Source organism: Rhizobium sp. Leaf311 (genome assembly GCF_001423445.1).
Lineage (GTDB): Bacteria > Pseudomonadota > Alphaproteobacteria > Rhizobiales > Rhizobiaceae > Agrobacterium.
This window is the reverse complement of record NZ_LMNZ01000004.1, coordinates 362947-377238: the sequence shown is the minus strand read 5'-3', so window position 1 is coordinate 377238 and position 14292 is coordinate 362947. Positions and strand designations below refer to the sequence as shown.

Annotated in this window: 13 protein-coding genes; 10 read left to right on the top strand and 3 right to left on the bottom strand. The window is 57.5% G+C overall.

Features of this window, described 5'->3' with window-relative positions; genetic code table 11:
* Positions 1-80: 80 nt before the first annotated feature.
* The 3 genes from tldD (at position 81) to ASF69_RS07510 (ending at position 2754) form a co-directional block, all read left to right on the top strand.
* Positions 81-1496, top strand: a complete 1416-nt coding sequence (tldD, locus tag ASF69_RS07520; protein ID WP_062586687.1) for a metalloprotease TldD — start codon at positions 81-83, stop codon at positions 1494-1496.
* Positions 1497-1646: 150 nt separating this feature from the next.
* Complete coding sequence (locus tag ASF69_RS07515; RefSeq protein ID WP_062586686.1) at positions 1647-2084, top strand: VOC family protein; 438 nt, start codon at positions 1647-1649, stop codon at positions 2082-2084.
* A 4-nt stretch (positions 2085-2088) separates the two neighbouring features.
* Positions 2089-2754 (top strand): HAD family phosphatase, encoded by a 666-nt coding sequence (locus tag ASF69_RS07510; protein WP_062586685.1) that lies wholly within the window; start codon positions 2089-2091, stop codon positions 2752-2754.
* A gap of 12 nt (positions 2755-2766) precedes the next feature.
* On the opposite strand, the gene pdxH is transcribed toward ASF69_RS07510, so the two are convergent.
* A complete protein-coding gene (gene pdxH, locus ASF69_RS07505; RefSeq protein WP_062586684.1) occupies positions 2767-3387 on the bottom strand; it encodes a pyridoxamine 5'-phosphate oxidase in 621 nt (206 codons plus the stop codon).
* A 148-nt stretch (positions 3388-3535) separates the two neighbouring features.
* On the opposite strand from pdxH, the gene ASF69_RS07500 reads away from it, so the two are divergent.
* The 4 genes from ASF69_RS07500 (at position 3536) to ASF69_RS07485 (ending at position 6894) form a co-directional block, all read left to right on the top strand.
* Complete coding sequence (locus ASF69_RS07500; RefSeq protein WP_244475420.1) at positions 3536-3895, top strand: RT0821/Lpp0805 family surface protein; 360 nt, start codon at positions 3536-3538, stop codon at positions 3893-3895.
* 217 nt (positions 3896-4112) lie between these two features.
* Positions 4113-5207, top strand: coding sequence for a DnaJ C-terminal domain-containing protein (locus tag ASF69_RS07495; RefSeq protein WP_062586682.1), 1095 nt, complete (start codon positions 4113-4115; stop codon positions 5205-5207).
* A 188-nt stretch (positions 5208-5395) separates the two neighbouring features.
* Positions 5396-6214: an enoyl-ACP reductase FabI gene (fabI, locus tag ASF69_RS07490; RefSeq protein ID WP_062586681.1), complete on the top strand. Its 819-nt coding sequence runs from the start codon at positions 5396-5398 to the stop codon at positions 6212-6214.
* A 71-nt stretch (positions 6215-6285) separates the two neighbouring features.
* Positions 6286-6894, top strand: coding sequence for a histidine phosphatase family protein (locus ASF69_RS07485; RefSeq protein ID WP_062587215.1), 609 nt, complete (start codon positions 6286-6288; stop codon positions 6892-6894).
* Between the two features lie 13 nt (positions 6895-6907).
* Here the strand turns inward: ASF69_RS07485 and ASF69_RS07480 are convergent, their stop codons facing one another.
* Positions 6908-7168, bottom strand: a complete 261-nt coding sequence (locus ASF69_RS07480; RefSeq protein ID WP_062586680.1) for a DUF1344 domain-containing protein — start codon at positions 7166-7168, stop codon at positions 6908-6910.
* A 341-nt stretch (positions 7169-7509) separates the two neighbouring features.
* Here ASF69_RS07480 and ASF69_RS07475 point away from each other — a divergent pair, with 341 nt between their 5' ends.
* The 3 genes from ASF69_RS07475 (at position 7510) to ribB (ending at position 12957) form a co-directional block, all read left to right on the top strand.
* Complete coding sequence (locus ASF69_RS07475) at positions 7510-10602, top strand: EAL domain-containing protein (protein ID WP_062586679.1); 3093 nt, start codon at positions 7510-7512, stop codon at positions 10600-10602.
* Positions 10603-10749: 147 nt separating this feature from the next.
* Positions 10750-11847, top strand: coding sequence for a chorismate synthase (gene aroC / locus ASF69_RS07470; RefSeq protein ID WP_062587214.1), 1098 nt, complete (start codon positions 10750-10752; stop codon positions 11845-11847).
* A 9-nt stretch (positions 11848-11856) separates the two neighbouring features.
* Positions 11857-12957 (top strand): 3,4-dihydroxy-2-butanone-4-phosphate synthase, encoded by a 1101-nt coding sequence (gene ribB, locus ASF69_RS07465; protein ID WP_062586678.1) that lies wholly within the window; start codon positions 11857-11859, stop codon positions 12955-12957.
* A 57-nt stretch (positions 12958-13014) separates the two neighbouring features.
* On the opposite strand, the gene ASF69_RS07460 is transcribed toward ribB, so the two are convergent.
* Positions 13015-14211, bottom strand: a complete 1197-nt coding sequence (locus ASF69_RS07460; RefSeq protein WP_062586677.1) for a winged helix-turn-helix domain-containing protein — start codon at positions 14209-14211, stop codon at positions 13015-13017.
* Positions 14212-14292: the final 81 nt, after the last annotated feature.

The window sequence follows — 14292 nt, the reverse complement described above, 5'->3', positions numbered from 1 at the left end:
CCACTTAAATGCGTGATGGCTTGAAGCGCAACAACTGACGCCTTGGGCTCGACACTGAAACACGTATACTGGAGCCAGCGATGACCCAAGATCTTCTGACGCTATTCGATTGCGACGAAGCACAGCTGCGCGCCCAGGTCGCCGATGCTCTGGCGGGCGCTGATGATGGCGAATTGTTTGTCGAGCACGCCCAGGCTGAATCCCTTTCCTTCGACAATGGTCGCCTGAAGGGCGGAAGCTTCAACACGGATCAGGGTTTTGGCCTGCGTGCCGTGGCTGGTGAAACCGTGGGCTATGCCCATGCGGGGGAATTGTCCCTCGGCGCGTTGAAGCGCGCATCCGATGCGGTGGGCGCTGTCACCAAGGGATATTCCGGCTCCTATGCGGCGGCTCCGCAACGTACCAACAAGAAGCTTTACGGTGACGAAAACCCGATCGGCGCGCCGAGCTTTGAGGAAAAAGTCAGGCTTCTGACGGAGATCGACGCCTATCTGCGCGACAAGGACCCCAAGGTCCGCCAGGTCACGGCCAGCGTTTCCGCAAGCTGGCAGATGGTCGACATTCTGCGCGCGGACGGGCACCGCGTCAGCGACATCAGACCCATGACACGGATCAATATTTCCGTCGTTGCCGGAGAAGGCGACCGGCAGGAAAGCGGATCATACGGTATTGGCGGTCGGGTCGGTTTTGGCGATTTCATTTCCACCGAAAACTGGCAGCGTGGAGCCGATGAGGCGCTGCGCCAGGCGCTCGTCAACCTCACCGCCATCGATGCGCCTGCGGGAACCATGGATGTGGTGCTGGGCTCCGGCTGGCCGGGCGTCATGCTGCACGAAGCCGTTGGGCACGGGCTGGAAGGCGATTTCAACCGCAAGAAAACATCGGCCTTCGCGGGCCTGCTGGGAGAAATGGTGGCCGCGCCGGGCGTGACCGTCGTGGACGATGGCACGATCGACAACCGCCGTGGTTCGCTGACCATCGACGATGAGGGTACACCATCTGGCTATAATGTGCTGATCGAAGACGGCAGACTGGTCGGCTACATGCAGGACCGTCAGAACGCCCGTCTGATGGGCATGAAGGCGACCGGTAACGGGCGCAGGCAGGGCTATTCGCATGTGCCAATGCCGCGCATGACCAATACCTACATGCTGGGTGGCGACAAGACGCCGGAAGAAATCATCTCATCGGTCAAGAAGGGCATCTATGCCGTGTCCTTCGGCGGCGGCCAGGTTGACATCACCTCCGGCAAATTCGTCTTCGGCTGCACGGAAGCCTACCTGATCGAGAACGGCAAGATCGGCGCACCGGTGAAGGGGGCCATGCTGATTGGCAACGGTCCCGCTGCGATGAAACGTATCACCATGATCGGCAACGACATGAAGCTCGATACCGGCATTGGCAATTGCGGCAAGGCAGGCCAGTGGGTGCCCGTCGGCGTGGGCCAGCCGCATTTGCGGATGGACCAGATCACGGTGGGCGGAACGAAGGCCTGACGCCTCGGCAGCGACGCGCGGTACGATACGCGCCGTCACCTTATAACCGGCGTGTTCAAATTAACCTGCAACGTTTCCAATGCCATGGAGTTACTCTGGCTGCGCATGAGCGCTATACCACTTATATTTCCAGAGGTGACAAAGCCAAAAATGACTTTTACAGCGAATGCCCTTGTGCCTGAACTTGCCGTCAGCGATTGGCCTAAAAGCCGTTCCTTTTACTGCGACCTCATCGGTTTTCACGTGGTCTATGAAAGACCCGAGGAGGGCTTTACCTATCTTGCGCTGGGCGACGCGCAGTTGATGATCGACCAGATGGGCGCCGGGCGCACATTCGAAGATGAGACCGGGCCGATGAAATATCCTTTCGGACGCGGCATGAACCTGCAACTGATCGTACCTTCGCTGGAAGCCATTCTCGAGCGGCTGGAGCGCGCAGGCGTTCCATTGTTTCTGCCGCTGGAAGAAAAATGGTACAGGCGCGGCGAAACGGAGGTCGGCAACCGACAATTCATCGTGGCTGACCCGGACGGCTACCTGATCCGCCCCTTCGAAAGCCTGGGCGAGCGCCAGTTCCGGTTCGGTTGATCTCATGGCAGCTTTGTTGCGCAGGCCCAAGGCGGTCATTTTCGATATGGACGGGCTGCTGATCGAAAGCGAGAAGCATTACCGCGATTCATTTCTGGCCGCCTCGGATGAAGGTGGGCATGGCATGGCTGTCGAGGTCTATCAGCGGGTGTGTGGCAGCCCGTGGGATGTCATTACCAAGACCATCCGCACGGAATACGGCCAGGATTTTCCGATGGATACCTTTCGCGACGCCTGGCTCCGGCATCTGGCCATATCGATGGAGGATGGCGTGGCGCTCAAGGATGGCGTTCTGGACATCCTCGATCTGCTGGATGACCTTGGTCTGCCACGCGCCATCGCAACGTCATCGGGCCACGAATCCGTCAATCGCCACCTTGGCCCTTTCGACATCCTTCGGCGCTTCGATCATATCCTCGCCCGGGGCGACTACGCCGAGCCGAAACCATCGCCCCTGCCCTATCTGACCGCCGCCAAACGTTTGCGCATCGACCCTCGTGACTGCGTGGCGCTGGAAGATTCCTATCACGGCGTCCAATCCGCATGGAGCGCTGGAACGCAGACCATCATGGTGCCTGACGTTGCGCCTGCAACGGATACAATGCGTGAGAAATGCGTGGCGGTCTGCGACAATCTTCTCGATGTCGCAGACTTGATCAGAAATGCCTGACGAGGCTGAACCTCACGGATACATCCGCACCTTCGACCATTCGCCTTCTGGCACGTCGCGCCGGAATTCGATGCGGTCGTGAAGACGGAATTTGCCGTCCTGCCAGAATTCGATCGTCAGCGGCTGGATGCGAAAGCCCGACCAGTGGGGCGGCCGGGGAATGTCGCCCACTGCGTATTTTGCGGTATAGGTAGCAACAGCTTTTTCCAGCGCAAAGCGGCTTTCCAGCGGACGCGACTGCTTTGATGCCCATGCACCGATGCGGCTGCCACGCGGGCGCGATGCGTAATATTCATCGGCCTCCGCGTCACTCACCACTTCCACGAGACCACGAATACGGACCTGTCTGCGCAGGCTTTTCCAATGAAAACACATGGCCGCCTTTTTTTGGCCAAGCAATTCCTGGCCTTTGCGGCTCTCGAAGTTGGTGTAGAAAACGAAGCCCCGCTCATCGGCATGTTTCAGCAGAACCATGCGGACGCTTGGCATCCCCTCCTCATCGACTGACGCGAGCGCCACGGCGCTCGGATCGTTTATCTCCTGCGCTGTGGCATCGCGCAACCAATCTGCAAAAAGAGAGAAAGGTTCATTTTCCTGTGTAAAGTCACTGGATGTTAACCGGCTTTCCGACATATTAAATAAAATGCTCCTTAAGCTGATTTGCACACCAGAGATGGATTCTGGTTTAGAGATGGTGAACGTCATAGCAAAGTCGAACAGTCTGACAAAGAGCTTGTTGTCCTCAGTCGCGGGTATTTCCGTAACTGCTTGCATGCTTGCCATGTTGACCGGTTGCGTAAGCCTCGATTTGTTTGGTGGCGAAAAGGTCGATCGGTCGCTTTCCACGGCCTCCGTTCCAAATAATCAGAACACCCAGACGCAATCGGACGATGCGACGATACGCAACGCCGTGACATCTGCGGATCTTGCCAAGATTTCCGATTCCCCCCTGCCCTGGGCCAATGCAGCAACGGGCAGCGCAGGGGTCGTGACCGCCATACGCGAAGACAGGACCAGTGGTTTCGTCTGCCGCGATTTCGATACAACGCGCCACTCTTTTGAAGGTGTCGCGAGCTATAGCGGCCAGGCCTGTCTGTCTGAGACGGGCGAATGGCTGATGACACGCTTCAACCAGAAATAAAGCGTTTACCCTGTCTCCCGGAACAGGCCGGGGACCCTCCCGCAAGGGCAGGCTGTAAAGGTCTGATTAGCAGTTTCTTGCAACAGTCAAATCCGTATTGAAACGAACGATGCAACGCAATGGTGGCGCGCACGTTCAAAGCGGGTGTATTTCGTGTTGCAGGCTTTTCATGATGGAAGAATTTGGCCTGAACCGACAAGCGTAATTGGTGGTTCGGATGCGTGATCCCTACTCTATTCTAGGCGTTCAACGGGATGCCGGGTCGGAAGAAATCAAGGCTGCCTGGCGTACTCAGGCGAAAGCCGTTCATCCCGATCATAATCAGACAGACCCAGACGCGACTGCGCGCTTTGCCGAAATCGGTCAGGCCTATGAACTCCTGAAGGACCCGAAGAAACGTGGCCTTTACGACCAGGCAAGACGGGCTGCCGAAAACAAGAAGCGCGACCAGACAATCATGCAGCAGCGCGACGCCGCAAGACAGGCGGCCGAACGCGCCAAGGCTGCTGAAAAGCTGATGGAAGAACTGGCCAAGGCACAGGCTCGCAACGCGCAGGCCGGGGCGGAAACGACCGCTGGCAGCGCCAAGCCCGAAACAGCCGAAGACATGCTGGAACGCATCTTTGGTGCGGATGCAAAGGCCAAGGCTTCCTCTGCGGACAAGCAGACCGAAACGAACGGATCCAACGAGCACGCCTCTACGGAAACTGCCGAGCAGCAGAGTGAAAAGGCAAGATCTCTGCGTGCCGCGAGCTTCTTCTCAGCCCTGCTGCGCCGCATTCGTGGAGCACCGACTGCCCCTGAAAAGGCACCGGACATCACGGCGGAAGCAACGGTATCGGTCGTCGATCTCATCGAGCACAAGTGGATCACACTCAATATGCCAGAGGACCGGGAGGTGCGCTTCCAGCTGGAGCCAGGCATGACCGACGGTCATGTTGTGCGGCTGAAGGGCCAGGGCCTGAAGCTGCCCGAAGCGGCGCGCGGTGATCTCGTCGTCACTCTTCTCGCCTCACGCGACGGTCCGTTTCTCATCCGTCAGTTCGATATCCATACCAGCCTGCCCATTTCTCTGGCCGACGCCGTTCTTGGCTGCGAAGTGCCTGTGCAGTCTCCGCATGGCGAGTTGCGCGTAGCGGTTCCTGCGTGGTCCGGCTCCGACCGCGCCATTCGCGTGGAAGGAAAAGGGTTGAAGGACGGCAATGGCGGCTTTGGTGACTTCGTTGTCGAGTTGCGCATCGTGCTTCTCGATAGCCCAGACGCCAAGGTCATGGACCTGATGCGACATATGCGCGAAGGTCTCTACCTCTAGTAAAGCGCAATCGAGCCTCCACATCTTGCCCGGAAAGGACCGCTGTCCGGGCTCGACAAGGCAAATGTTGAAAGCCGTGAACAACCTTATCATTCTGCTATGACACGAGCGAGATGATCGCTGCCCTGCTTGAACAGCCGTTCGGCCTATGCCATAGGCAAGTTCGATTTTCGTACAGGGAGCACACAATGGCTCAGACATCCGGCCTGATGGCTGGCAAGCGCGGCCTCATCATGGGCGTCGCAAACAACCGTTCCATCGCCTGGGGCATTGCCAAGGCTTGTGCCGATGCAGGTGCCGAACTCGCCTTCACATGGCAGGGAGATGCGCTGAAGAAGCGTGTCGAACCTTTGGCGCAGGAACTTGGCGCGTTTATGGCCGGGCACTGTGACGTGACCGATCTTGCAACGATCGACACTGTCTTTGCCAATCTGGAAGCCCATTGGGGCAAGATCGATTTCGTCGTTCACGCCATCGCCTTCTCCGACAAGGATGAACTGACCGGTCGTTATCTCGACACCAGCCGCGACAACTTCAATCGCACGATGGATATCTCTGTCTATTCGCTGGCGGCTGTTGCCAAGCGGGCTGATCCGATCATGAAAGATGGCGGTTCGCTGCTCACCCTCACCTATTACGGTGCGGAAAAGGTCATGCCGAACTACAATGTCATGGGCGTGGCAAAGGCAGCACTGGAAGCGAGCGTGCGTTATCTGGCGGTGGATCTTGGCAATCGCGGCATCCGCGTCAATGCCGTTTCGGCAGGCCCGATCAAGACGCTGGCCGCATCCGGCATCGGCGATTTCCGCTATATTCTCAAGTGGAACGAATATAACGCGCCGCTAAAGCGTACCGTTTCCATCGAGGAAGTCGGCAAATCCGCGCTCTACCTGCTCTCGGATCTCTCCACGGGCGTGACCGGCGAAGTCCACCATGTGGATTCGGGATATCATACGATCGGCATGAAAGCGGTGGACGCACCGGACATCTCTGTCGTAAAGGACTAATGGCATTGCGCCGCCTGAGTTTCAGCCGGCGCAATTCACCTTGAATGGCCTTTTATGACAGGAGTGCGGAATTGCTGGTCTATGTCATCCGTCACGGACAAACAGACTGGAATGCAATCCGCAGGCTGCAGGGCCAGAAAGACATTCCCCTCAACGACTTCGGTCGTTCGCAAGCGGTCGAAAACGGCAGGACGCTCATCCGCATTCTTGGCGATGCCGCCGAGGATTTCGACTACGTTTCCAGTCCGCTTGGCCGTACCCGCGAAACCATGGAACTTCTGCGCGGCGCGATGGGTCTGGACCCGTTAGCCTATCGAACCGACGAGCGGCTGGTTGAGGTTTCCTTTGGAGACTGGGAAGGCCACACACTTCCGGAACTGAAGCTTTCCCATCCAGAGAAAGTCCGGGCACGCAAGGCTGCAAAGTGGGATTTCATTCCGCCGGGCCCGGATGCCGAAAGCTATGAAATTCTGTCCTGGCGCATTGGAGCCTGGCTTTCGTCCGTGGAGCGGCAAACGGTGTGCGTCTGCCACGGGGGCGTCATACGCTCCATTTTCCGACTGGTCGCCGAAATGGATAAAGACGAGGCTGCGGAAATTCAAATTCCGCAGGACCGTATTCTAAGGGTGGAAACAACCGAGCGCGTGGCCGAGTGGATCAGCCTGCCCCCGACCGCCTGAAAGACGTCCAGGCTTACTGCACGACTTCCAGGTCATCCACCACGCGCTTGCCGTCGACTTCCGTATAGAAAACGATGACCTTCACGCCAGCCTGAAGTCCCTCGAAATTGAATTCCTCGGGCACCTTGTAGTTCTTGCCGTCCGCGAGCGTGATGCTCAGGCCCTTCACATCAACCTTGCTGATGGTGGACTCCACATCCACGCTTTGTGAAAAAGCGTTAAACGGAGCAAACAGACTTGCGGTGGCCATAAGTGCGGCAATCATCAAACGCATCGCTATAGCTTTCTTAAGGCTGCTGATAAGTTGTGTACGCAACAAGATTTGCCTCCCGAATGTGGCGGAATTCGCCCGCAAGCATGACATTTTCTGTCCAATTGATGAACGGATTTTAACCGTTAATCAAGCATTTAACAAAAATCATCTCGTTTGCGAGTCTAGCGAGATATTTTGCTGATCCGGGCATTGATCCTGCGAAATCTACATTACCAGATTTAGAATATATTGGTTTTTAAGCTGTATAGCAGAAAGAAATACGTCTCTGCGAAGGATAAGACCGCGTGAATTTCTGGGCCGATATTGGTGGGCGCCTTAACGAAGTCATAAGAAGAAGAGTGATGGCCGCACTGATTGCGCTGGCCATGGCTGGAATCATGCTGAGTGTCTTCAACTTCATGGATCATCGAAGCGCTGCGGCGGTGCGCGAGGATCTGGAAACACACGCCCAATATGCCCTGGAGCTCTTGCATAAAAGTCTCGTCATGAGGCTAAACAGCGACGTTGCGAAACTGGCCTCCATCGGGCATTACGCATCTCTCAGCGATGACCGCGACATGCCCGCAATGGATGAGATCGCAGCCCATCAACTGCGCGAAGCAGACTACTTCCTTGCAATTGGACTGGCACGGGACTTCCAGCTGCGAAAGTTCTATTTTTCCCAGAACTGGCCGGGAGTTTCCACCGAAAAGATCGAAGCAATGCTGCAGGAACGGCTCTCTAAGCTGGCCGCCCTGCCGCCTCAGCACCGTCTTCCCGAAGGTCAGCTTCTGGAGGCCTCGCCAGATGATACGATAATGGTGATGGTCGCCACGCCTCCGCCGGATCCTTCCAACGCAAACGACGATGATCTCGTTGTTGCGGTGGTGGATCGTCATCGCCTTTTGCATTCGCTCGGCTACGACACCAAGTCTCCGCTTGACGCGGAAACAGCGGACATCAGGTTCGAAATTCGTGACGTCGTGACCAATGAGGTTATCAGCCGCGTTCTGGAGCCGCTTCACGAAGACCCGCTGATCAAGTCCGTCGATCTTCCCGGCACGAGGTGGGAGATCCGTGCGACCCCAGCCTCTGGATGGGCGGCCGTCAAACCCTATTTCCAGTCCGTCAGCACGACGATTGCGATTGCATCGGTTTCCATGCTTCTGCCCATCCTTGTCGCAGGTCTGCTGCTTTCAGAGCGCAACCGCAACATCAAGACGCTCCGCCTGCGTGAGACACGGCTTCTCGAGCTTTCGCAGCGCTTCCAGCTGGCGATGGACTCTTCGAACATCGGCATATGGGAAATCGAGAACGATACGTCGCGATGCGTTCTGGACGAGCGCGCCGCGAGCCTCCACGGCTTTCCCATGCTGGAGCAGCATTTGCTGCTGACGGAGTGGCTGACAGCTCTGGTCGCCGAAGACCGGTCCAAAGCCGCCCGCTTCTTTTTCAACTGTTCTTCGGGGCAGCAGACCTCTTCTGAGGTCTACCGCGTTCCCGTGGCCGACGGTACCGTTCGGTATCTGCGCTCAGCCGGATCAAGCTACATCAAGCCGGATGGATCGCATCAGACAACCGGCATCCTGTGGGACGTGACGTCCGACATGATCATGGCGAAAAAGCTGCGCGAGGCAAAAGACACGACGGATATCAAAAACGCGGAGCTGGAGCTTGCACTGCAGGAGCTTTCCAGCCGCGAACACGAATTGGAGGAACTGTCGGGTCGCCTGAAACTGGCGCTGGAGTCCTACAATTGCGGCATCTGGGAAGCCACACATGACTATTCCGAGGCGATCTGGAACGAACGCATGTGCGAATTGTATGGCCTGGCCCCAGAGCCCGAACGGCATGTGACATCCGCCGAATTCCTTGCCTGCCTGCATCCCGATGAGAGACCAGACGCTTACAAGCGCGATGGACGAAGTGAGGATGACCCCAACTACAGTGTAACGCAGCGGGTTATCTTGCCCGATGGCACAACCCATTATGTCAAGGCCGTCGGGCGCCTTCACCACAATCGCGATGGCAGCAGAAAGCTGGTCGGGATCGCCTTCGATGTGACGGCCGATGTCTTGCTGTCGGAGCAGTTGAAGAATGCCAAGGACGAGGCAGAAGCGAAGAATGCCGAACTCGAACAGGCAAAGACACGCATCGAACACAATGCCCTTCACGATCCGCTGACTGGGCTGGCAAACCGCCGCAAGCTCGATCAGGAACTGGACGCATTGTCCTCGCAATCTGTGCCGGAGCGTGGGCGCTTTGCAATCCTGCATCTTGATCTGGATCGCTTCAAGCAGATCAATGATACGCTTGGCCACGCTGCGGGTGACGCCATTCTGGTTCAAGCCGCCAGGATTTTGACGAGCAGCGTGCGCCAGAATGATATCGTCGCGCGTATCGGCGGCGACGAGTTCGTCATTCTGATGCGGCAATTGCAGGACAAGGACAACATCAAGGCAATCGCATCGAAAATCATTTCTGCCTTCAGCCATCCCTTCGATTTTGATGGCTTCTCCTGCCGCTGCGGCGTCTCGATCGGCATCGCCTTTGGGGAAAGTCCGGGTGACGATGCCCGCCGCACCCTCATCAACGCGGATTTGGCGCTTTATCGCGCGAAAGCGACCGGACGAAACCGCTACGAATTCTTCACCCAGAACCTTCAGGCGGAAATCGTCAGCCACAAGCGAACGGCAGACGAAATTCTGGCGGGACTGGAAAAGGGCGAGTTCGAGGCCTGGTATCAACCTCAATTCTGCGCAAGATCGCACGAACTGACCGGCGTGGAAGCACTCGTCCGCTGGCGTCACCCGACCCGCGGCATACTAACGCCCGACAAGTTCCTCAAGATTGCCGAGGAACTGGACGTCGTCTCCGCCATCGACCAGATCGTCCTGCGCAACGCCCTTCAGGACAGGAACATCTGGCGTCTAAAGGGCATCGAACTGCCGCGCGTATCGGTCAACGTCTCGGTCAGGCGCCTGCACGACGATCATCTCATCGAAAGCCTGAAGGCGATGGCAATCCAGCCCGGCGAAGTCGCCTTCGAACTGGTGGAGTCGATATTCCTCGATGAAAACGAGGATATCGCCGCAAGCAATATCGAGCGGGTCAAGGCGATGGGTATCGACATCGAGATCGATGATTTCGGCACCGGCCATACGTCGATCATCAGCCTTCTGCGTCTCAAGCCGAAACGCCTGAAGATCGATCGCCAGCTTGTGATGCCGATTCTGACCTCGCCGCAGGAACGGTCCATGGTTCGCTCCATCATCGATATCGCCCATTCGCTTGGCGTGGAAACGATTGCCGAGGGTGTTGAAACCCAGGAACACGCCGTTCTTCTGCGGCAACTGGGATGCGATATCGTGCAGGGTTACGCCTTTGCCAAACCGCTGCCTCCCGAAGAGTTCTCGGCATTCGCCACATCCAAATCCTGGCGAAAGGTTTCGTAACGACACCTTGCTTTCAGACCAGTGCGCGTGAAGGAACGAAATTGGCAAAAGAAGGGCTTTTGCCAACCGAGCCTTTGCACTATGAAAAAACGCCTCTTTCTAGAAATGCGTTCCGCAAGCGGAATGCTGCGGGTTTGGTCTGATTACATGTCGCATAATAGTTTCGGTTATCTTTTCCGCGTTTCCACCTGGGGCGAAAGCCACGGCCCGGCGCTTGGCTGCGTTATCGATGGTTGCCCTCCTGGCATTCGTTTCACCCTTGCCGAAGTTCAGGCATGGATGGACAAGCGCAAGCCGGGCCAGAACCGCTTCGTAACCCAGCGCCGCGAAGACGATATCGTCAAGGTTCTGTCCGGCGTCATGCTGGACGAGGACGGTGTGACGATGACGACGACCGGCACGCCGATCTCGATGATGATCGAGAATACCGACCAGCGCTCGAAGGACTACGGCGAAATCGCCAGAAGCTTCCGCCCGGGTCATGCCGATTACACCTATGATCTCAAATATGGCATTCGCGATTACCGAGGCGGAGGCAGGTCGTCTGCGCGCGAAACGGCGGCGCGCGTTGCTGCTGGAGCCCTCGCGCGCAAGGTCGTGCCGGGTCTTAACGTGCGCGGCGCGTTGGTGCAGATCGGCAAGCACAGGATCAACCGGGAAAATTGGGACTGGGCGCAGGTCGATCAGAACCCCTTCTTCTGCCCGGACGCCAACATGGTGCCCGTTTGGGAAGAGTATCTCGATGGCATCCGAAAGGCGGGCTCGTCCATTGGCGCAGTGATCGAAGTTGTGGCAGAGGGTGTTCCCGCTGGTATCGGTGCACCCGTTTACGCCAAGCTGGACCAGGATATCGCCTCCAACCTCATGTCCATCAATGCCGTCAAGGGCGTGGAAATCGGCGAAGGCTTTGCTTCCGCCGAGCTGACCGGCGAAGAAAACGCCGATGAAATGCGCATGGGCAATGACGGCAAACCGATCTTCCTTTCCAACCATGCCGGCGGCATTCTGGGCGGCATTGCGACAGGAGAACCTGTCATCGCCCGCTTCGCCATAAAGCCGACTTCGTCGATCCTGACCGAGCGCCAGTCCATCGATGCGGATGGCCGGAATGTCGATGTCCGCACCAAGGGTCGCCATGATCCGTGCGTGGGTATTCGCGCTGTGCCGATTGGCGAGGCGATGGTGGCCTGCACGGTTGCCGACCATTATTTGAGAGACCGCGGCCAGACCGGGCGTTTGAAGTAGGAATATAGCATGGCATATGATCAGAAGCGTGTTGTTGAAGCCATCAGAGCCTTCGAGGCAGGCGAAATTGTCGTGGTCATGGACGACGACGACCGCGAAAACGAAGGTGATCTGATTGTCGCCGCAGTCCATTGCACGCCCGAAAAGATGGCGTTCATCGTGCGGCACACATCCGGCATCGTTTGCACGCCCATGCCGAAGGAAGAGGCCAAGCGCCTCAACCTCAATGCCATGGTCGCCGAAAACGACAGTGCCCACACCACGGCATTTACCGTTTCCGTGGATTTCAAGCACGGCACCACCACAGGCATCTCGGCCGAAGACCGCACGCTGACGGTTCGCAATCTCGCAAACCCCAATATCGGCGCGGCGGACTTTACCCGTCCCGGCCATATTTTCCCCCTCATCTCCCGTGAAGGCGGCGTCCTCATGCGCTCGGGCCACACGGAAGCGGCTGTCGATCTGTGCAAACTCGCCGGACTTCCGTTGATCGGCGTCATCAGCGAGCTGGTGAATGACGACGGTACGGTTATGCGCGGTCCGCAGGTTTCGGCATTTGCCGAAACGCACGGCATGAAACAGGTTTCGGTGGCAGATCTCATTGCCTATCGCCAGCGCAAGGAAACGCTGGTCGAGCTCGAATCGGATTTCGTGCTCGATACGCCATTTGGACCTGCCAAGGCGCAGACCTATTCCCTGCCATGGGACCCGATGCAGCACATGGCGGTCATCTTCGGAGACATCAGAGACGGCGTGGACATCCCCGTGCGTCTGCATCCTGAAAATGTGGCCGACGATATCTTCGGGAAGAAGCAGCCCGTTCAGCATTATATGAAAAAGATTGCCGATGAGGGCCGCGGCGTCATCATTTATCTGCGTGAAGGCTCTGTTGGCGTGGGCCAGGTGGCTGGACGCCGCAAGTCCCGCGATCCCGAGGAAGACCATGCTCAGGCCCGCTCGCGCGAAGACGAGTGGCTGGAAATCGGCCTCGGCGCGCAAATTCTCAAAGAACTCGGGATTTCCTCCATCAAGCTCCTGACATCGCGCGAGCGCCACTATGTCGGCCTTGAAGGGTTCGGGATTCAGATCAGCTCGACGGAAATCTGCTGATCGAGGCGGGATTGCCTGACACTCCGCACCTGCTGCGGGGTGTCAAACTGGCGACAGCTAAGGCTCGCCCAACCAACCATCCAGATATCTGATGGTTTCGACACCGGTGAACTTCCCCAGCCGGTTCAATTCTGCGTCGAGCTTTGCCAGACGGCCAGACGACGGACGCACACCCGGTTCGAGCCACAGGCGCTTCACATCCAGCGTTCCGCCCTTGCGGTCTGCCTTCATGTCGATGCGGCCGATAAGGCGATCCGCCTCCAGAAGCGGAAAGACATAATAGCCATATTGCCGCTTTGCCTCCGGCACGAACACCTCAATCCGGTAGTAAAAGCCGAACAGTCGTTCGGTGCGAGCACGGTTGCGCAGCAGCGGATCGAAGGGACTGAGCACGCGGATGCGGTTGGGTGGCTCGATTGCAGCCTCCGCTTCCCCCGTAAATCCTTCAAATGCGTAGGACATGCGATCTTTCGCGCCATCGGAAGACGCCAGCGAAACTTCGCATAGTTCGCTGCGGTGGTCTGTCACCCACTGTCTGGCTTCCTGGGGCGACACAATATCGAAGAAGGCGGCAATCTCGCCGGAGGTCGCAAAGCCGAGGCGTGTCAAGGCTTCCCGACAGGCCCAATCCACGAAGTCCTCGTGGCTGACCTCGCGATCATGGTGCTCTGCCGGAATGACGCGCTCTGCAAGGTCGTAGATTTTCTGGAAATTCACCCGTCCCGCCACGGCCAGCTTGCCCGTATGCCAGAGATATTCGAGCGCAGTCTTGGACGGATGCCAGTTCCACCAGCCGCCGGATTGATGCCCTTCAGCCTTCATATCCCGGGACATGGCCGGACCATTCTCGGCAATTCGGCGGTAGGTTTCTTCAAAGGCAGAATCGAACCCCTCCCCGTGCCAGTTGCGCCAGCGTTCCTGAATGATCGGTTCGCGACGCCGGAAACGGTGTTTCCAGTAGGGATAGAATTTTGCGGGAAGAATGGAAGCGTCATGCGTCCAGTGTTCAAACAGCGCCCGGTCCTTCTCCAGCAACTCCGTGAGGTGGTGACGCCTGTAGGTCTGGTTGCGGGAAAAGATGATCTGATGATGGGCGCGCTCGACCGTCGCGATACTGTCCACCTGCACGAACCCGATATCGGTAATGAGGTCCAGCAGCTGCGCCTTGTTCATGGCGCGCGCAGGCGACGCTGACAGACCCTGTCGCGCAAGGAAGATACGTCGTGCTGCATCGTTCGAAATCAGAATCGCCATGCCAGCAGCTTAGTTTCGCGCAGACAAAAATCAATGTTCATTTTTTGTTCCTTGTTTCGCTTGTCCATTGCAAAGTCTATA